18 protein-coding genes are annotated in these 19,738 nt (G+C 50.8%); 8 read left to right on the top strand and 10 right to left on the bottom strand.

The window, feature by feature from the left end; translation table 11 throughout:
- Window positions 1-4: 4 nt before the first annotated feature.
- Together AB4Z29_RS10640 and ggt are read right to left on the bottom strand one after the other, a co-directional pair.
- Window positions 5-1,204: an amidase gene (locus tag AB4Z29_RS10640; protein WP_441943029.1), complete on the bottom strand. Its 1,200-nt coding sequence runs from the start codon at window positions 1,202-1,204 to the stop codon at window positions 5-7.
- A gap of 34 nt (window positions 1,205-1,238) precedes the next feature.
- Complete coding sequence (gene ggt / locus AB4Z29_RS10635) at window positions 1,239-2,789, bottom strand: gamma-glutamyltransferase (RefSeq protein ID WP_441943083.1); 1,551 nt, start codon at window positions 2,787-2,789, stop codon at window positions 1,239-1,241.
- A gap of 280 nt (window positions 2,790-3,069) precedes the next feature.
- Between ggt and AB4Z29_RS10630 the strand changes: the two genes are divergently transcribed.
- Genes AB4Z29_RS10630 through AB4Z29_RS10620 form a run of 3 tightly spaced genes read left to right on the top strand, consistent with a single transcriptional unit; the run spans window position 3,070 to window position 4,722 of the window.
- Window positions 3,070-3,552: an Lrp/AsnC family transcriptional regulator gene (locus tag AB4Z29_RS10630; RefSeq protein WP_441943028.1), complete on the top strand. Its 483-nt coding sequence runs from the start codon at window positions 3,070-3,072 to the stop codon at window positions 3,550-3,552.
- Window positions 3,553-3,554: 2 nt separating this feature from the next.
- Window positions 3,555-4,190, top strand: a complete 636-nt coding sequence (locus AB4Z29_RS10625; protein ID WP_441943027.1) for a chromate transporter — start codon at window positions 3,555-3,557, stop codon at window positions 4,188-4,190.
- On the top strand, window positions 4,177-4,722 hold the full coding sequence (locus tag AB4Z29_RS10620) for a chromate transporter (RefSeq protein ID WP_441943026.1): 546 nt from the start codon (window positions 4,177-4,179) through the stop codon (window positions 4,720-4,722). The genes AB4Z29_RS10625 and AB4Z29_RS10620 overlap by 14 nt, the downstream gene beginning before the upstream one ends.
- Window positions 4,723-4,897: 175 nt before the next feature.
- On the opposite strand, the gene AB4Z29_RS10615 is transcribed toward AB4Z29_RS10620, so the two are convergent.
- Genes AB4Z29_RS10615 through AB4Z29_RS10605 form a run of 3 tightly spaced genes read right to left on the bottom strand, consistent with a single transcriptional unit; the run spans window position 4,898 to window position 6,865 of the window.
- Window positions 4,898-5,722: a sugar phosphate isomerase/epimerase family protein gene (locus tag AB4Z29_RS10615; RefSeq protein ID WP_441943025.1), complete on the bottom strand. Its 825-nt coding sequence runs from the start codon at window positions 5,720-5,722 to the stop codon at window positions 4,898-4,900.
- Window positions 5,723-5,741: 19 nt separating this feature from the next.
- Window positions 5,742-6,572 carry a membrane protein insertase YidC gene (gene yidC / locus AB4Z29_RS10610; RefSeq protein ID WP_441943024.1) on the bottom strand — a complete coding sequence of 277 codons (831 nt, stop codon included), beginning with the start codon at window positions 6,570-6,572 and terminating at the stop codon, window positions 5,742-5,744.
- Window positions 6,542-6,865, bottom strand: a complete 324-nt coding sequence (locus tag AB4Z29_RS10605) for a hypothetical protein (RefSeq protein WP_441943023.1) — start codon at window positions 6,863-6,865, stop codon at window positions 6,542-6,544. Before AB4Z29_RS10605 ends, yidC begins: the two co-directional genes overlap by 31 nt.
- A gap of 236 nt (window positions 6,866-7,101) precedes the next feature.
- Here AB4Z29_RS10605 and AB4Z29_RS10600 point away from each other — a divergent pair, with 236 nt between their 5' ends.
- Both AB4Z29_RS10600 and AB4Z29_RS10595 read left to right on the top strand, forming a co-directional pair.
- The gene (locus AB4Z29_RS10600) at window positions 7,102-8,604 is read left to right on the top strand and encodes an ABC transporter substrate-binding protein/permease (protein WP_441943022.1); all 1,503 of its coding nucleotides are present in this window, start codon (window positions 7,102-7,104) and stop codon (window positions 8,602-8,604) included.
- Window positions 8,597-9,319, top strand: a complete 723-nt coding sequence (locus AB4Z29_RS10595; RefSeq protein ID WP_441943021.1) for an amino acid ABC transporter ATP-binding protein — start codon at window positions 8,597-8,599, stop codon at window positions 9,317-9,319. The genes AB4Z29_RS10600 and AB4Z29_RS10595 overlap by 8 nt, the downstream gene beginning before the upstream one ends.
- A gap of 180 nt (window positions 9,320-9,499) precedes the next feature.
- Here AB4Z29_RS10595 and AB4Z29_RS10590 read toward each other — a convergent pair whose 3' ends face one another.
- The 5 genes from AB4Z29_RS10590 to AB4Z29_RS10570 form a co-directional block, all read right to left on the bottom strand.
- Entirely contained in the window at window positions 9,500-10,594 is a 1,095-nt protein-coding gene (locus tag AB4Z29_RS10590; protein ID WP_441943020.1) for a glycoside hydrolase family 88/105 protein, read from the bottom strand.
- A 58-nt stretch (window positions 10,595-10,652) separates the two neighbouring features.
- Complete coding sequence (locus tag AB4Z29_RS10585; protein WP_441943019.1) at window positions 10,653-11,528, bottom strand: carbohydrate ABC transporter permease; 876 nt, start codon at window positions 11,526-11,528, stop codon at window positions 10,653-10,655.
- Between the two features lie 52 nt (window positions 11,529-11,580).
- Window positions 11,581-12,531: an ABC transporter permease gene (locus AB4Z29_RS10580; protein ID WP_441943018.1), complete on the bottom strand. Its 951-nt coding sequence runs from the start codon at window positions 12,529-12,531 to the stop codon at window positions 11,581-11,583.
- 185 nt (window positions 12,532-12,716) lie between these two features.
- Window positions 12,717-14,276, bottom strand: coding sequence for an extracellular solute-binding protein (locus AB4Z29_RS10575; protein ID WP_441943017.1), 1,560 nt, complete (start codon window positions 14,274-14,276; stop codon window positions 12,717-12,719).
- A gap of 359 nt (window positions 14,277-14,635) precedes the next feature.
- Window positions 14,636-16,153 carry an extracellular solute-binding protein gene (locus AB4Z29_RS10570; protein WP_441943016.1) on the bottom strand — a complete coding sequence of 506 codons (1,518 nt, stop codon included), beginning with the start codon at window positions 16,151-16,153 and terminating at the stop codon, window positions 14,636-14,638.
- Between the two features lie 138 nt (window positions 16,154-16,291).
- On the opposite strand from AB4Z29_RS10570, the gene AB4Z29_RS10565 reads away from it, so the two are divergent.
- The 3 genes from AB4Z29_RS10565 (at window position 16,292) to AB4Z29_RS10555 (ending at window position 19,705) form a co-directional block, all read left to right on the top strand.
- Window positions 16,292-18,610: a helix-turn-helix domain-containing protein gene (locus tag AB4Z29_RS10565; RefSeq protein WP_441943015.1), complete on the top strand. Its 2,319-nt coding sequence runs from the start codon at window positions 16,292-16,294 to the stop codon at window positions 18,608-18,610.
- 64 nt (window positions 18,611-18,674) lie between these two features.
- Window positions 18,675-19,190, top strand: a complete 516-nt coding sequence (locus AB4Z29_RS10560) for a DinB family protein (protein WP_441943082.1) — start codon at window positions 18,675-18,677, stop codon at window positions 19,188-19,190.
- 95 nt (window positions 19,191-19,285) lie between these two features.
- Entirely contained in the window at window positions 19,286-19,705 is a 420-nt protein-coding gene (locus tag AB4Z29_RS10555) for a DUF1284 domain-containing protein (protein WP_441943014.1), read from the top strand.
- Window positions 19,706-19,738: the final 33 nt, after the last annotated feature.

Raw genomic sequence — 19,738 nt, 5'->3', positions numbered from 1 at the left:
TCTGCTAGATAGTCGGCTTCACGATTGCGTCCACGCGGTTCGCCACCCATTCCAGCAGCCTCAAGTCCTGACCACGGCCAGCAACGAAAGAAAGGCCGACCGGGCAGCCAAGCTCGCCTGTAATGGGCACCGTAATCTGAGGCAAGCCGGCTAGTCCGGCGATACAGCTCATTTCGAACGTCCGCAATCGGCGCTGCTCCACCTCAGTTCCTCCCAAATGAAGCAGCGGTGCAATGGCAGGCACCGTTGGCAGAACTAGCACCCCATCATCACCGAGCAGCTCATCCATTCGGCTTCTTGCTTCTTCCCTTAGCGTGAATGCCGCTGCATGATCTTCGAGCTTCAGGGTGCTTGCCCATGCGAATCGCTCGGCAATACCCGGACCGAATGCGGGATTCACCCGCTCAATCCATTCTCGATGCTCGTGCCATATCTCGATTCCTTGAATCGTACGGAACGCATTCATCCATTCCGGCAGCCCGCCTGGGGCAACCTTAACATGGCTCCCCTCTTCAACCAAATCGCGGAGCGCCGGAAAATACGAAGTTGCCGCTTCCAACGTATGCTGATCCGTTAACGACCATACATCATCAGCGAACAGCATGCGTCTAAATTCAGCATCCTTCTTTGCGCTACCCCCAGCTGGTTTGTCCAAAAGCACAAGACCAACCTCAAGCAGCAGCTGCGGTTCACGAGCCATCCACCCTACCGTATCGAAGCTTGGTGCAAGCGGGATCAATCCTCGCGTACGAACCGCTCCATGCGTTGGCCGAATGCCATATATTCCGCAGTACGCAGATGGGACACGAATCGAGCCGCCAGTATCTGTGCCAATTGCGAAATCGGCTAATTCAGCCGCTACCGCCGCTGCCGATCCGCTGGAAGAGCCGCCAGGGATGCGCCCCGGCGCTTTTGCGTTAATCGGTGTGCCGTAGTGGGCGTTCTCCCCGTTTATGCTGTACATAATCTCGTCCGTGATGGTCGTGCCCTCAAGACGTGCGCCGCCGCGCAGAAGCAGGTCTACTACGGCAGCGTGCTCCTTTGCAGGCTCATGCGTACGCAACCAGTCTGGATTGCCAGCGCCAGTGGTATGTCCGGCAATATCAAATACATCCTTAATCGCGAACGTTTTACCGCTTAGCGCGCCTTCAGCAATAGGCTCTACCACCGCTCGCTCATCCGCATACACATTCCAGCTTTGCATCGAATTCCTCCCCTTCTTATCGTTCACGATATGGCTACCAGCCAATGGCCGCACCGTCGCAGCGCGGATCGGAGCCGCCTTGCAGGAAGCCCTGCTCGTCGCGCCTAATGGCGTGCGCATGCCCCATTATGCCGTCGAAGTCCTTCACCTTCCGAACCGTGTGGCCCGCGTTTGCCAGCGAATCCAGTACCTGCTGCGATACCCGGCCCTCGATCTTCAGCTCCTGTGTCGGCTCTCCCCATGTGCGTCCCCATACCCATCTCGGCTCATTAATCGCCTGCTGCGGGTCCATTCCATAATCGATCATGCGAGTAATGATCGCGGTCTGCGTCTGCGGCTGTCCTTCTCCGCCTTGCGTGCCGTACAGCACTGCCGGTTTGCCGCCTAGGCAAGCCATCGCTGGCATAAGCGTATGAAAGGTCCTTTTGGCCGGCTGAAGGCTGTTCACATGATTCGGGTCGAGCGAAAAAAACGAGCCGCGGTTTTGCAGCAATATGCCCGTACTGCCAGCAACCACGCCGGACCCAAACTCAAAGTAGAGGCTTTGGATAAACGAAACGGAATTGCCTTCCTCATCGACAACGGCCGCATAAGCGGTATCGCTGCCAAGCACCTGCGACTCCTCCGTTGAAGCTCGGTTCATCTCGATTGAGGCAGCGAGCGCAGCTGCATAGTTTTTGTCCAATAGTCGCTCCAGCGGCACGTTCGAGAACGCAGGATCGGATAAATAAGCATTACGATCACGGAAGCTGAGCTTGAGCGCCTCCACGCATAGCTGGTAATAGGCATGTGAGCCGTGCTCGATCTCGCCAAGCTTGAACTTCTCCAATATATGAAGCGCCATAATTGCCGAGAAGCCTTGTGAATTAGGCGGCATTTGATGAATCGCATAACCCCGGTAGGAGCCCTCAATCGGCGTCACCCAGCTGCCTTTGTGATCCGCAAAGTCATCCGCTGCCAGCAGCCCGTCATGCTTCGCAAGAAAGTCCGTCATTTCCTTCGCTGTCTCGCCTTTATAAAATTCATCGCGTCCGAATTGGGCGAGGCGGCGCAGCGTCTCGGCGAGCGCGGGCTGCTTGAAGCGTTCGCCAATCTTTACGGCCTGGCCGCCGGGCAAATAAATATCCGCGGTTTCGAGCGTCCTTGCCAGCACAGCTTCGTTATGAACCGTGTTGTGATATTGATCCTTGGACATCGGAAAACCATTCTCGGCATAATCGATCGCAGGCGCCAGCACCTCTGCCCATGTCAATCTACCGTACTCGCTGTGAACCGCGTCCCATCCATCCACCATACCCGGCACCGTTACAATACTGCCCACGCCGCGATTCGGAATTGCCGCAAGCCCCGCAAAGGCTTCTATATTTGCTCTATAGCCAGAACGGCCGCTTGCATTATATCCTCTTACTTTGCCCTCGCTATGATGATAACCGAGCCAAAAAGAGTCTCCGCCGAGACTTGTCATATGGGGGTACACGACTGCCAGGCATGCGCTGACCGCAACAGCCGCATCGTAAGCATTGCCCCCCTGCTCCAGTATGCGTGCGCCAGCCGCTGTAGCTAAATAATGTGGGCTTACTACCATTGCTTTGGTTCCAATTACGGACTGATTCACGTCTACCACTCCTGAATATGAATTTGATTAGCATATGTCTCGCCATCTATTTTTAATGATAGATAATATAACATCATGTATAAATCTAAAATACCATCTCAGCGTTTGATAGGCAACTAAAACGTAAGCAATATTTCAAAATTATATTGATAACGAATGAATTTGTGTTTATATTTATACATATGGTAATTAGAACGTGATATTACAAGACACCTTGATATGAATAATTTTCTGAATGGAGCTGCTAAAATTGCAAACAAAGCCGTTTGAAGAGACGAGCACGATAGAAATTGATGATATCGATCGAAAAATTATAGCTGAATTGAATATCAATGGAAGAATATCTTACACAGATTTAGCCAAAGAAATCGGTTTATCCCGGGTTGCCGTTCAATCCCGCATCAATGCGCTAATGGATGGCGGCGTAATTGAACGCTTTACCGCCGTTATTAATCCTGAGCGGATAGGCATTCACGTTTCTGCATTTTTCAATGTAGAAGTAGAGCCAAAGCATTTGCACGCAGTTGCCGATCAGCTGTCTACGGAGCCGTTCGTTACGAGTCTCTACCATATGACGGGCCCAAGCAAGCTGCATATGCACGGGCTGTTTCGCAACAACCAGGAAATGGAGCATTTTCTAAAGGAAAAGCTCTATACTCTGCCGGGCATTATGAGCGTAGACTGCCAAGTTTTAATTAACCGGTATAAGAGCCGTATGGGAATGAGGCTGTAAGCATGGCTGGCAAAATGATGAACAACCGCTACATGCAGCTCTCTTGGGCCATGATGAAGACGGGGATTATCGGCTATGGCGGCGGTCCATCCGTTATTCCGCTCATTCGGTACGAGGCAGTCACCCATTATAAGTGGATCGAAGATGAGGAATTCGGCGAGATTCTTGCGCTGGCTAACGCGCTGCCTGGACCGATCGCAACCAAAATCGCCGCTTATCTCGGTTATCGTGAGAAGGGCACGCTCGGCGCCATCGTGTCCGTTCTTGCTCATATCATTCCTTCCGGCATCGCAATGATTCTGCTGCTGACGACCGTTCAGTCTCTAAGCAGCGCGGCATTTATTCAAGGCATGATCGGAGCCGTAACACCCGTTATAGCGGTTATGCTCGGGATGATGGCCTATGAATTCGGCGAGCGAGCGGTCAAAGGGCTAGGCAAATACGTGGGCTTCGGTTTTTTTGCCATAGCTTTCGCTCTTCTTCAAGGCGTTCATATCCATCCTGCTATCGTTATTCTATTATTCCTTTGCTACGGTGCATTCCACTTGCGTACGGTGGCGGCTCTGCAGCGCAGAAAACAGCAAAAGCAGCAGCGCAGCGTACAGAAGAAGGAGGGCGTAACCCGTGGAATGGATTAATTTAATAATCGGTTTCTTTATTGCCAACGTTCTCGGCTATGGCGGAGGACCTGCATCCATTCCGCTTATGTATCGGGAAATTGTGACTAACCATGCATGGACAACGCCTATGGAGTTTTCTAACATTCTCGCTTTAGGCAACGCGCTGCCTGGACCGATCGCGACCAAAATAGCCGCATTCGTCGGCTATGATGTCGGCGGCTGGCTAGGACTTATCCTTGCGTTGGCGGCAACTATCGTTCCATCGGCAGTGGCGTTGATCCTGCTGCTTAAAGTGCTCCAGAAGCATCGGCAATCTCCTATTGTCAAAGGAATGACCCTGCTTGTGCAGCCCGTAATCGCAATCATGATGCTGCTGCTGACTTGGCAAATGGCGCAAAGCTCCGTTGAATCGATCGGCATCATTCAATCGCTCATTATCGCTGCCGTCGCTTTCTGGGCCATGCAGTTCCGCAAAATCCATCCTGCCATCGTCATCGTCATTGCATTTGCGTACGGCGGGCTCGTTATTCCTCATTTAAACGTTCTGTAACTGTGATAACAAAAAAAGAACGGATATCCCACTCGGCTTGCTCGCCGGGGGAATCCGTTCTTTTTTTGTACCTCGCTGCTTGGAAAACCATTGGATATTACCCCGAATGGTTCAAAAAAAACCAGCAGCCCAAGGAGAATAACCTCGGAATGCTGGCTCAAATGCCATTACTTTGTTAGACCCGCCCGCGAATCTCATCAATAAACGCCTTCGACTGCGCCATCTGATGCTCCTTCGCTTCCTCCATAATAATATGAACATGCGGCTTATATTGATTCAGGAGCTTCATATAAAGCTCATAGTTCATCCCGCCGAACCCAGCCGTTGCAGTACCGAGCTCTCCGCTCTCCAGCATGATACGATCCTTGGCGTGAGCTGCGATAATGCGGCTGCCTAACAGCTCGAACGCTTCTTCAATAACCTGATTCTGATTGCTATAGTTAGCGGCTGTCAGCAGATTGCCGGGGTCGATCACGACTCCGATATTGGAAGAAGGAACCTCCTCCAGCATGTGTGCAAGCTCAGGCGCTGTCCCGACAAGGTGGTCGTTTGCAGCCTCAAGGCCTACAAATACGCCCCATTTCTCCGCTTCCTCCGCGAGCTCCTCCAGCGTTTCTTTCATCGTCGACCAGTCTTGATCGGTGTAATTCCCGCCTTCATTCCGTCCCGTCTCCGCAGCGACCATCGGCGCTCCAAAAAAACGAGCATAGCGCAGCAGCTCCTTGAAACGATTCACGTTCGCGCGGCGCAGCTCCTCATCGCGTTCGAATAAATGAACGTAACAGCCCAGCACCGAAATCGCAACGCCGTTCTTATCGAACTGCTCGCCGATCGCATTCGCAAGGCCCGGACTCATATTGCCGGGCTTGCTGAAATCGACATCGCTTATGGCTTTCCATAGTGCGAGCTGTACATGAGAAAAGCCGCTCGCTGCTACCTTTGGAGCTAACTCCTTGTAAGGCAGGCTTCCGAATAAATGGGCAAGAACACCGACTGACATCTGATCGACTCCTTTATATTTAGACGCTGCCTTTAAGGGCAACCTCTAGCTCCGCCTTAGGCGCGTACACTTTTTTGGCCAAATACGACTGCGCAATCATAAAGATACCGCCCGTTACCCAATACAGCGAAATCGCTGCAGGTGCCGACAGGGCGAACACGCCCATTAAGATCGGAGACAAGTAGCCCATAAATGCCAGCTGCTTCTGCTGAGCGGCATTCGCGTTCGGCTGCGTCGTCTGCGACACCTTGAACTGAACGAAGTAAACGAGTGCTGCGATAATCGGCAATACGATATCCGGCGATCCAAGCTTAAACCATAGGAAGGAATGGTCCGCCAGTTCAGGCGTCAGCTTGATGGCTGAGTAAAGTCCCATCAATATAGGCATTTGAATCAGCATAGGCAGACATCCGATGGCAAGCGGGTTAACCTGATGCTTCTGGTAAAGCTGCATCGTTTCCTGCTGCAGTTTTTGCTTGGATTCCGAATCCGATTTGTTTTTGTACTTATCCTGCAGCTGCTTCAGCTCCGGTTGAAGCACAGCCATCTTTGTTTTCATTTGGCTCTGGGCGCGATATTGGCGCATCATGAGCGGCAGCAGCACCAAGCGTATAATAAGGGTAATACCGATAATCGCAAAGCCATAGTTGCCGTGGAACATGTCAGCCAAGTATTGAAGCACCGCCGAGAGCGGATAGATCACATAGTGGTTGAACAAGCCTGGCGTGTCGCCATCGATCGTGCCGCTAGCCGTGCTGCAGCCGCTCACCAAGAGCAAGCCTGCAAGCATCATGCCGATTATAAAGAGTCGTCCATATTTTAATGAAGGGAATACATTGTTCGTTTGCATTTAAATCCTCCTCGTTTGTTTGAAAGTACGGGAACAAACGAGGACTTGCAATCTGCGATATCGTCATCAGGCGATTCCTTCCGCTTCACCTTCCTGGCTAACCAATGATGCAGCGGTACGGTGCGAATCAGCACCTGCGGCATGGAAAGATACATGATACTTATCACTTCGTCCCGCTCCCAATGCTCATGAGCATCGTTTTGCAAATGCGAAGCGTAAGCGAAAGCCAAGGAGCATAAGAGGCTGAGGGAAATAAGATAGGGCATGATGTCATGCAATTCAAACTCGAACAATGTATTCACCTCCTTTCATCATTGTTTCAAAAATAGATTTGCTGCTGTCTGGTTATTATAACAGTAATTCTCATCCGATTACGACTATCCCAAGCACAATTATGTTACAAAGCGGTGCTTCTTGGTTATTTACAAATGAATAGCATGCACCATATAATTTCTAAGTTGCCAATGTCCGCACCGCGGTGCTTCATATCACCATAGATTCCCTATCAACTTAGAAGAAAGAGGACAACATGAATCGAAAAAGATTAAAAATCATCTATTTGTCGCTTATTGCTTTCACGGTACTGCTCGTTGCGCTCAGCCAGTTATTCCCAATTGGAAAAACCGGCTCTTATTCCGTAAATGCAGAAAGTGCGGCAGCACCCGCCTTCGGGCAGAAGAAAAAGCTCATTATGGGCACATCAGCCGACTATCCGCCTTATGAAAGCGTAGATGCCAAGGGCAGCGGCCAAATCGTCGGCATGGATATCGATGTAGCCAAGTATATCACCAGCCAGCTCGGATATGAACTGGAAATCGCCAACATGGATTTCAATGGGTTAATCGCTGCGCTTCAAACCGGACGCGTCGACTTTGTCATGTCCGCCATGTCCGCTACGGACGAACGGAGACAAAGCGTTGATTTCTCTGAGATGTACTACGCCGCGCGCAATACGATTGTTTCCAAAAAATCAGCGCCGCTTGCAACCGAAGCCTCGCTCGCAGGCAAACAAGTCGGAACGCAGCTCGGTTCCACGCAGGATCTCTATGCGGCAACGATCGACGGCGCTGTATTGAAGAAGCTCAACAAAATTCCCGATCTCATACAGGAATTGAATTCCGGCCGGATCGATGCCGCTATCGTAGAGGATGCCGTCGCCGTAGAGATGACCAATTCCAATCCCGAGCTCGCCATGAATTTCCTGCCTGCCGAGTCTGCCGACAACGGGTATGCGATTGCTTTCCCGAAACAATCGCCAATTGTCGCTGAGTTTAACGGCGTACTCGCCGAGATGAAGGAGAGCGGCAAGCTAGATGACATCACAAAAACATGGTTTGCCGAGGAAGAAACAAGCTCAGGCGCATTGCTTGGCCTGAATATTGATTTCAGCATTCTCAAGGACTACATTCCTTATATTCTAAAAGGGGTTTACGTCACCCTGCTCTTCACGCTTGTGTCCGCCTTGTTCGGACTCGTATGGGGAACGATTCTGTCGCTCTTCAAAATCTCCGGCATCAAGCCGCTGGAGTGGTTCGCAACCGCCTATACGTCCGTATTCCGCGGCACGCCGCTGCTTGTCCAGCTTACGATTATTTATTATGCGACTCCGCAGCTGTTCAACTACGACATTCCTGCATTAATGGCAGCCGGGCTTGCTTTCGGACTTAACTCTGCTGCTTATTTGTCAGAAACAATCAGGGGCGGCATTATGGCTGTCGATAAGGGCCAGCGTGAAGCCGCCATTGCGCTTGGCATTCCTTATCGGAAAATGATGATCCGCATTATTTTCCCGCAGGCTCTTCGTACGATTCTTCCCGCTCTCGTAAACGAATGCGTTGCGCTGCTAAAAGAATCGTCACTCGTCTCGGTCATCGGAGTATCCGATTTAATGCGCCGCGCAGACGTGGTTCGCTCTGACACCTTCCGCTCCATCGAAGTGCTGCTGTTTGTCGCTGCCATTTATTATGTTCTCGTCCTAATCCTAACCTCGTTTGCCCGTAAGCTCGAAAGGAGGCTGCGCCGCAGTGATTAACATAACCGATTTAACGAAAGCCTTCGGCAAGAACCAAGTACTGAAAGGCATTACAACAACGGTAGAAAAAGGGGAGGTCGTGGCGCTGATCGGTCCGTCCGGATCGGGCAAATCGACGTTTCTGCGCTGTATCAACATGCTGGAAACACCAACCTCCGGCCAAATAGATATTGAGGGTACGGCGATTACCGATCCCAAAACCGACATCGCTCGCGTTCGCCAGCGCATCGGCATGGTCTTTCAGCATTTCCATCTGTTCCCGCATATGACTGTCATCGATAATATTACGTTCGCTCCTATGGAAGTGAAAGGGCTGACCGCCAAAGAAGCGCGCAGCAAAGCGATGGAGCTGCTTGCCCGCGTAGGTCTCTCGGACAAAGCAGACAGCTATCCTTCCCGCTTATCCGGCGGGCAAAAGCAGCGCGTCGCTATCGCAAGGAGCCTCGCGATGGAGCCCGACATTATGCTTTTTGATGAGCCAACCTCAGCGCTAGATCCCGAGATGGTGAAGGAAGTTCTTACGGTAATCCGCAGCCTTGCCGACAGCGGCATGACGATGCTGATTGTCACACATGAGATGAAATTCGCCAGGGAAGCTGCGGATACGATCTATTTCCTCGATGACGGCAAGCTTGTTGAGCGCACCAAGCCTGAGCAGTTTTTCACGAAGCCGCAAAGTGAGCGAGCTGCGAGGTTCCTGGAGCAGGTGCTTTAACCGTAGATCCTGCTTCGTCTTGAAGCGGATGTTCGAGGACAGCACTATGACGCATCCGTTCCTTCCTCATCCGTCTTATTATGCTTGATTCAATCCCCACGCCGCTGCAAGGCTGCGTATCGTAAAGAGCTCTGCGGATATTCATGCCGCAGAGCTCTCTTTATTGGCCTCTTACTCCCGCTACCCAACCAGCGTCTCCATCTCAACGCATGCCATAACGAACGCACCTACGCCATGCAGATCATTCTCGCAGGTTGGCCGCGTCACGTAACTCTCGTAATCTCCTGCCGAGGTGCCGATACAAATATCGGGCAGAACAAAACCTTCCTGATTATTGCTCTGTACGACACGCACAAGTCCCTCATATCCTCGCCTAGCCGCAGCAAGGACAGTATCATCCGCTAAGCCGAGCTTATATGCTTTGGCTAGCGTATAGACAAACAAGCACGTACAGGAGGTTTCCAGCCAATTATCCGGCATATGCCCCTTGTCCACGATCTGATACCACAAGCCGGACTCCGTATCTTGATAACGCACGAGCGCGGCTGCAAATTCGGACAGCATGGCTTCAAGTTCAGCTCGGCCCGCTTCCCCGTCTTGCAGCTCATCCAGAAATTGAGCAAGCGCCAGTCCGTACCAGCCAAGCGACCTTCCCCAAAACTCCGGCGAGCAGCCCGTCTCCGGATCGGCCCAAGGCATCTGCCTGCTTTCATCCCATGCATGGTATAGCAATCCCGTTTTCTCATCGCGCATATGAAGCCGCATCAACCGCTCTTGCTGCAGCGCCAATGCGCGCAGCGACTCATCACCGTAAGCATTCGCATATTTCAGCGCGAATACGCCTCCCATGTATAAGCCATCCAGCCACATGTTATAAGCGTACTTATCCTTATGCCAGAAGCCTCCCTCCGAAGTTCGGTGGAGCGTACCGAACAAACTGCGGAGCTTATCTGCCGCTATTCGATATTTGCGTACCTCCGAGCGTTCATCTAGACGGAACAGCAATAGTCCGGCTTGGATCGCATCCAGCTCATCCCGCGCGAATTCGAAATTGCCGCAGTCGTCTACCAGCTGATCGACATACCTTTTGATATACGCAGCATACCGATCGTCCCGCTCCTCCTGCCACAGCAGCTCCATTCCGCATAGGAACACGCCTTGATGATAGTGCCAGCGTCCCGCTGGCGGCAGCTCCTCCGGCGAATAGCTGCTCATTAATTGATCGCAGGCTGCCCTTGCCCAAGCGATCGGCGTCCGCGCTTCATGATTCGGCATTTCCAAAACTCCCCTCAGCTGTTTCTATGCTATTTTCTTTATCGCTCTCTCCATCAGACTAGCCTTTAATCGATCCCAGCATCGCGCCTTTGGCGAAATGCTTTTGCAAGAATGGATAGACCAGCAGAATGGGCAGCGTCGCTACAACGATGACGGCCATCTTCACCGTCTGGTCAGGCGGCGGTACGGCCGCATCCAGGTCAGAGCTGTAATCGAGACCGCTCGCAAGCACGACGATTTGACGCAGCAGCACTTGTATCGGCCATTTGGCGCTGTCGTCCAAATAGAGAATGGCGCTCAAATAAGTGTTCCAATACGTCACCGCATAGAATAAGGATATGGTCGCAATCGCCGGCATCGACAATGGCAGAACGATTCGGAATAGAATGCCGAAGTCGTTGCAGCCGTCTATTTTGGCCGATTCCTCAAGCCCCTCCGGAATGTTCTGAAAAAAGTTCTTTAGAATAATTAAATTGAACGCGCTGATTGCGGAAGGAATGATGAGAGCGGCATACGTATCAATCAGCCCCATCTCCCGCACAACAAGAAACGTTGGGATCAGACCGCCGCTGAAGAGCATCGTAAACACGACCAGAAACATGATCGCCTTGCGCCCGTCAAGATCCCTTCGCGATAATCCGTAAGCCATCAGTGCGGTTGTAAGCATGCTGAACAAGGTACCGAACAACGTAATGCCCGTAGACACCGCCATCGCTCTGAAGATCGTATCGGTCGAGAAAATAAATGTATAGGCATCAAAGCTCCATATGGTCGGAACGAGAATGAATTTCTTCATCGCCATTTCGGCGCTCGTTGTGAATGATCCTGCTACAACATGCAGGAACGGCAGCACGGTAACGAGCGCGATGACAGCGAGCAGCGTGAAATTCACGATCGAAAATAACCGCCCGCCAAACGTCTTATCCTCTACCATGCGAAAGTCCCCTCCCTCGATCACCATAACGGGTAAGCTGAGTTATCCTCACTTAATAAACGCCCTCCTCGCCCATCTTCTTCGCCAGCCTGTTCGCTGCCATGACTAATACGAGCCCGATAAAGGATTTGAAGAAGCCAATTGCGGTACTGTAGCTGAACTGTCCCTGCCTTAAGCCGGCCGTATACACGTAGGTATCAATAATTTCGGCTACATCTCGATTCATCGAGTTCAGCAGCAGGTATACATGCTCGAATCCAAGCTCCAGCACATCTCCGATTTTCAATATGAGCAAAATAATAATAACGCTTCTGATCGCGGGCAGCGTAATATGCCACACCTGCCGTACCCGCCCGGCGCCGTCCATTCTCGCGGCTTCATATAAGCCGGGATCGACAGAGGCAATAGCCGCCAAATATATGATCGTTCCCCAACCCGCTTCCCGCCAGATCACCTGGATGATATAGGTCGGCCTGAACCACTCGGGGCTGAGCAGGAAATTGAATTTTTCGAATCCAAAATACGCAAGCAGCTCATTGACGATGCCGCCGTCCGATGTCAGCATGACGAAGCTGATCGACACAATGATGACCCAAGACATAAAGTGGGGCAAATAGACGAGCGTCTGGAACGTTCTTTTGAAAAAAGAGGATCGAACCTCGTTCAGCATAAGCGCAAGCAGAATCGGCACAGGGAAATAGAACAGCAGGTTCATTCCGAACAGCAGCAGCGTATTGGTCAGAATATTTAGGAAATCCGGCTCCGTAAAGAGCCTTTCAAAATGCTTAAAGCCCACCCATTCACTTCCGCCGATGCCCTTGAACGGCTTATAGTCCTGAAAAGCGATCGAAAGACCGGCCATCGGGATATACTTGAATACGATAAAAAAGAATACGCCCGGCAGCAGCATGACATAGAGATATTTATTTTTCCAAAGCCGCTTTTTGAGCTCGCTCGTTCTAGGCTGCGGTACTCTTGCCTGCCGAATAACCGATTCTTGCATATGGCTTCTTCCTTTCTGCGGGAGGTTTGGAGGCTGCGAATGATTTACGCAGCCTCCAAGTCATCACGATTGCACGATTTGTACGATTTATACGATTTGTACGATTTGTGAGATTTCACGACTCTGTACGATTTGTACGATTTGCGCGATTTGCGCGATTTGCGCGATTTTCTCGATCGACGCTTCTACTTCTTGTATGCTGCGTTGTATTCCTCGATTATTTGGGAACCGCCGCGCTTCTTCCAGTCTTCTACCGCCTTATCGAAGCCTGCTTTATCAATGGTGCCGTAAATATATTTGTACGTGGCGTCCTTAATGATTTCTTGCAGCTCCGTGCCTTTCTCTGTATAAGCAGCCGAATCAAGCGGCGCCGTTGGATCGGCGATGGCGATCTTCTCGTTCTCCACAATCAACTGCTCGGCATGGATCCGTGCCTCCAGCTCATGCAAGCCCTCGTACATGCCGTTCGTTTCCGGCTCGCCGATAACGCTGTCCTTGAAGCCTTTCACTTCCCGCTCGGTCAGCTCTTTGTCCGCGGATGCTTTGGCTTTGCCGTCCACGACCGTGTAATGCGTGCCTTCAATGCCCCAATACATCATATTCGCCACTTCCGGCGTCATCAGCTTGTCGAAGAAGGCCAATATTTGCTTGAGCTCCGCTTCGTCTTTGATCGCCGATTTAGGAAACAATGCGACGTTATTGTAGCCAGGGATCGACCATGAAGCCATTTTCCCATCAGGGCCCGCTACCATGCTGTGCGTATCGACAACGGCCGTTGGCACGTTTTTGACCAAATCCTTCACGAGCGAATCCACGTCCTGCATCGAGCCGATGTAGACGCCCGCTTTGCCGCTTGTAAACATATTCACTTGATCGGTCTTGCTTGTCGCTGCAAAATCCACGTTCATCGCTTTGGCATCACGGATCTTTTTGATAAAATCCATCGTTGCCGCATATTCCGGCGTCGTAAAGTCAGGCACAAGCTGGCCGTCCCGCTCACCCCAGTTATTCGGAGCCCCAAACCAAGCGGCAACCGTTTTGAATGCGCCATAAATGAGATCATTGCGATCGGCTAAGCCGATCGTATCCGGCTTGCCGTTTCCGTCCGGGTCGCCGTTCGTGAATTTGTCCATCATGGCATACAGCTCATCTACATTAGCCGGGGCTGACAGGCCAAGCTTATCCGCCCAATCCTTGCGGTAAATCATGCCTTGGCGTGCAAGCGGCCTTCCGATATAAACCGAATACAGCTTTCCGTCTACCTTCGTATTATTTAAAATTTCTTCCTTCAGCTTGCTTAGGTTCGGGAACTCGGCGAGGTAAGTACCAATCTCCCAGAACTGCCCTTCACGGATCGCTTCCTTCATCTGCACGAAGGTCGCTTGGTTTTTCAAATACGTCACCTGCGGCAGCGATCCCGTAGCAAAGGAAGCATTCAGCTTCTCCTCGTACGTATCCGCCGGGAAGAATTGATAGGTCAGCTTGGTGTTCGTCAGCTTCTCAAGCTCGTTCTTGATCGTATCCGGCGGCGTCTCTGCTGTGTTAAGAGGAAGCATGATCGTAATTTCGGTTGGCTTTGCCGGTTCTTCCGGTTTGGCTGTTTCTTCTGTCTTAGCTCCGGTGTCATTGCTCGGTGAAGGCGATGTATTATTGTTGCCTCCGTTGCTGCCGCCCGAGCATGCTGCAAGCAGCAGGCTAAACGTCAAAACCATGCCCATCAGAATCGAATACGATTTTTTCTTCATACCGCGTTGACCTCCATATATCGTTTTGATTGTTTCCCATTCAAGCTACCATGTCTATTCAGAGTGCCGAAATAATCATTTGAACCGATGCGCGCCCTCATAGGCTCCAACTGAGCTAATGATTATCTCCCTCTTCAATGACACTTCCTAAGCCCAAGCCCGGAACCGCGCCAATATGGCTATCTCAAAATCATTTCAAGACGCTTCAGCTTCCGTATACCTTCATATAGAGCCAGCTCCCATATACCTTCATAGAGTAAAAAAAGGAACCTACAACCCCGCTTTATAGCGGGATTGTAGGTTCCTTTCGGACTTTTATGTTGTTTGTGGCGCTTGGTTTTAATCTGGGCCAATCCCATCTACTTATTGAAATAAGCTGCCGTATACTCACTCATAATTTGGCTTCCGCCGCTGCGCTTCCAACGCTCAACCTCCTGATAGAAGCCCTCTGCGCTGATTTGTCCGAGCATATACTTATACGTCGCGTCGGAGATGATTTTATATAGCTCCATGCTTTTTTCGTCATTGGTTTTGGATTCCAGACCGATGGTCGGATCTTTGACGATAAACTTGTCATTGTCTGCGCTAAGCCGCTCTGCAAGCTCCCACATCGACTCCTTCTCCGCTACCTTCAGCACATTCGGGTTGCTTAGATCCGCAATCATAAGCGAATAGAGAGCGTTCACCTCGCTAACGCGCAGCTGAGAGGTTGCTTCCGGCAGCGCCACCTGCCCGCCTTCCATTTGATAATGCTTGCCCTCAATACCGTAACGCATCAGGTTCGCAGCATCCTTTTCCATCGTACGATCGAAGAAGCCAAGCATGGCTAGCAGCTCCTTCTCCTCACGAATGGCTTTTTTGGAAAACAAATAAAGGCCGTTATAGTTCGGTATCGACCATATCCGGTATCCCTCTGGTCCGAGTATCCGGTTCACGAGCGTGAATCGGGCTTCAGGATTAATCTGCATCGCCTCGTCGGATAGTCGTTGAATATCCGTCATGCTGCCAATATACACGCCAGCGCTGCCGCGAATGATTTGATCGCGCTGCATATCCTTGCTTGTCACCGCAAAGTCAGCATTCAGCAGCTTTTCTTCATAAAGCCGTTTCATGAAATCCATCGTATCCATATAAGCATCCGTCTCGAATTCCGGTACGATCCCCTTCTCCGCCACTCCCCAATTATTCGGTGTTCCGAAATAAGAGCTCAGCGTCTTGAACGCCCCGAATATCAAATCATTGCGATCAGCTAAACCAACCGTATCCGGTCGGCCATTGCCGTCTGGATCATTTTTCGTAAATTGCTTCATGACCTCATAGAGCTCATCAATCGTTCCCGGCTCGCTGAGCTTCAGGCGGTCCAGCCAATCCTGCCTAATAATAATTCCCTGACGGGAAGAGGGCCGCTCCGTATACAGGCCATAGATTTTGCCGTCAATCGCAGCTTGGCCCAGAATATCGGCATCCAAATGCTTTAGGTTCGGGAACCGCTCCAAGTACGGTCCAATCTCCCAGAATGAGCCGGAACGAATCGCGTTTTTCACAAAAATATAATCCGTATGCTTCACGAAGGTCGCCTTCTTGAGCGAATTGGTGGAAAGCGCCGTGTTCATTTTATCGGTATAAATGCCATCCGGTACCCAGTTGATATCGAGCTTCACATCGGTAAGACCTTCGATTCTCTCCAACATCTCCGCGCTCGGCGGATGGGGGAAATGCAGCGGCGCCATAATGGAAATGGTCGGTATCGAAGGATCATTGTCCGGATCATTCAAGGCGGTTGACGACGTGCATGCTGCGCATAAAAGAAGAATGAGCAGCGCTGCGGCAGATCGCAGGCTAGCAGACAGCTTTGTTTTTCGTATACGAATGCTCATGGCGGCCCCCTTGTGTAATCGCCTTTATATCCCCATAATCTAAGGAAATGATTATCGGAGAGGCAGATGATTATTGCTCAAAATGTATGCGTTTACTAAAATATAGCTAATGCTCTTCCAATCTTAGACGAGGTGTTGGTGGCTGTGCGATCCTTATCCTTCTTAAGCAAAATGACGATCTTCGGTTTCCTGCTCAGCACGCTTCCCGTCATATTCATTGGCGCCTTCTCTTATATGACCTCATCGAATGAAATACAGAAAAATGTAAATGCAGGAAAAATGCAGCTTATTATGCAAATTAAATCAAATGTAGAGCAGAAATTGATGACTGTCAACCATACGCTCAATCAAGTTATCAACTCCACGGTACTCAAAAAAGCGATGAACCAGCCGCTGACCGCCAATGATTTTGTCATGTACGATGATTTGCGGAGCGAGATTCGGCATATGCAATCCTTCGATACGAAGCTCGAGGACGTGCTGCTCATCAACGACCGTCATAACTGGATGATTAAGAACTCAGGGTTGTACGCCTTCGGGCAGTACGCTTATTATGAGCAGCTATCCGGCTTGCTGCAAGTGCCTGAGGGCACCTCATGGATGCTCAATCCATCCAGCTGGTTCTACAGCGAGGAATCGGCAGAAAGCGCTGCTTGCAGCTACAGTATCAGCCTCGTGAAGAAGCTGCCGACGAATGGACTTGAGAAATACGGACTGGCGCTCGCCAATATCCCCGCATGCAGTCTGCAAGAGTTGCTTGAGAGCGACGACGAGCAATTATCGTCCATCATGATTTTGGATGAGCACTATCGTATTCTGTTCCATCATGACCAGACGTTGATCGGCAAGCCCGTTACCGAAAGCGGATTGCAATCCGGCCTGCTTGACGACGGACCTAGCGGCCAATTCAAGGAAACCATCAATCATAAGGATTATTCCGTTGCCTACTACCGCTCCGAGCTTAACGGCTGGATTTATTTGTCTACCGCATCCATTGCCAGCATGACGAAGGAATCTACGAAAATCGGCACCTATACGCTTTACGTATGCTTGTTAATGCTTACTTTGTCTATGCTGCTTGCTTGGCTTGGATCAAGGCGCATGTACTCGCCGATCCAGCTTCTGCTTAACCAAATTGGAGCGCGTCTGACCGATATTCAACAGCGCAAAACCAATGAGTTTCAGGTTATTGGGGAGCGCGTGGCGCATCTGTTTGAATCCAAGACCGAGCTGGAGAAGGAAGTACGGCAGCATATGCACCAGGTGCGCACCTTTTTTTTCATGAAGGCCTTTCAAGGTCAAATCAAGCCAGGAGATATTAGCGGCAAGCTTGAGCAATTCGGCTATGGCAAGCAGTTGGCCGAATGGAAAACCATGGCCGCCGTTACGCTTCAAATCGACTTCCTTGAGAATAGCCGGTATGCCAAATCCGACTTGGAGCTGCTCCTTTTCGCCGTTCACAATATGATTGAAGAGCTTGTTCCGTACGAGCAACGCCTTGCGCCAGTCATAATGGATCAAACCATTGTCATGATTGTCGGCAGTACGGAGCATGACATCAAAGCTTTCCACACGAGCAATTATGCGCTAACCGAGCATCTGCAGCAGGAAATCGCCAGCTGTCTAAACATACAGGTCAGCATAGGCATCAGCCTGCCACTCAGCAATTTCTCCGCACTGGCAATTGCATACCGCGAGGGGCTGGAAGCGCTGAAGCATCGCATTAAGCTGGGCGAAGGCATCATCATCCCATACGAGAACGTGAACGCAGGCAAGCATTATTTGAATCTCAACTATCCCGTACACATAGAAAACGAGCTTTTGGATGCGATTAAGCTCGCCGATAAGGAACGGTCAAAGGAGCTGCTGCGTTCTTTCTTCCAAGCCGTGTTCGCCGTGGAGATGTCCCCTCAGGAATATCAGATTCCGCTTGCAAGGCTGCTCAACCAGCTATTGATTGTGATGCAGGAGTCGGGCGTGAATTTGAACCAGCTCCATCCTATGAAGAGCTCTCTGCTTGAGGAGCTTCTAAAGCTGCATACGGCAGCGGAAATAGATGATTGGTTCTGGACGATGGTCGCCTACCCCATGGTCAGGATCTTTAAGGATCGGCAGGAAGCGCAGTATCATAATATTTCCGAAAAGATCATCGACCTTGTCCAGCATCAATATGATACAGACCTTACGCTGGAGGAGTGCGCCTCGCGCCTGCATTACAACGCCAATTATTTGAGCAGCGTATTTCGCAAAGAAACCGGTTATTCGTTCAGCGAGTATTTGTCGACGTATCGGTTCAAAATGGCAAAAAAATGGCTTGCGGACAGCGAGACGCCTATCAAAGATATTGCGGCCAAGCTGCGCTACAACAACTCACAAAACTTTATTCGGTCTTTCCGCAAGCTAGAGGGAATGACGCCTGGGCAATACCGGGATAAGCGCCGAGAAGCGGAGCGATAAACCTGCTAGATTCATTTGGAAGATACTATGTTATACTCTTGAAAATAAGAAGGAGGCTTGCATGATGTCATCACGACCGTCAACCGGGGAATATATCCCCTATTATGAGCAGTATATCGGACTTGTAGGCGAAGGCGCCGTTACCGAATTGCTCGCAAGCCAGCTGGCAAGCACGACCGAGCTTCTGTCTGATATTCCCGAGACCCAGGCCGATTACCGTTACGCGGAAGGCAAATGGACGCTGAAGGAAGTGATCGGCCATATCTCGGATACGGAACGCGTCATGTCCTATCGGCTGCTGCGTGCTGCACGCGGCGATAAAACCCCTCTAGCTGGCTTCGATCAGGATGAGTTTATGAGTGCCGCTTCTTTCCAGGATTGGAGCTTGTCGCAAATTATCGAAGACTACATAGCCGTTCGCAAGTCTACTCTCTCCTTACTGAGAGGCTTGTCGGTGGAAGCTTGGCTCCGCCTAGGAATAGCTAACGGCGGCGATGTATCCGCAAGGGCACTTGCTTATATCATTGCCGGACATGAGCTGCATCATCTGAAAATCGTGCACGAGAAATACCTTGCTTGATAAGGATTAACCCTAACAAACTCCTATATGTAAACCTTTTATTATGATAAAATGGTTAACATATAGGAGTTTTTGTTGTAAGGAGCGATGAAGGAATGACGATTAGATTGCGCGGACATCATCTGCTTTGCCTGCTCGGCTACCGCGGCATGGGCTATTCCGATGATTTCTGCACMAACATGACCGCTATTTATGAAAGGCTGCGCACGCAGCCTCACACCCTCGTTGAATTAATAACGGGACCAGATGACGTCTGTCAAGCTTACCCGTCAGACAAAGACAATCATTGCGAGGGAACCGTATACGGCTTGGACGAAGCGGTGCTGTCCAAGCTTGGTCTTGCAGCAGGCATGCAGGAAAGCTGGCACGCCTTGTGCAGCCGCGTGGCGGGTTCGATAGTGCCTGAGGATATTAGCCGTCTATGCACCACCTGCCCATGGGAAAAGTATGGCGTATGCGCTGAAGGTGTAGGTCTGCTAGCAAGCGGACAGCCATTGCCCAAGGTAGGGGCTTGACGCTTAGGCAGACTCGACAATGTAATCCATTCA

It is taken from the genome of Paenibacillus sp. 2TAB23 (assembly GCF_052115165.1).
Lineage (GTDB): Bacteria > Bacillota > Bacilli > Paenibacillales > Paenibacillaceae > Pristimantibacillus.
Note: the sequence above shows the minus strand (reverse complement) of the source record. Positions and strands in the feature narration are given on the sequence as shown.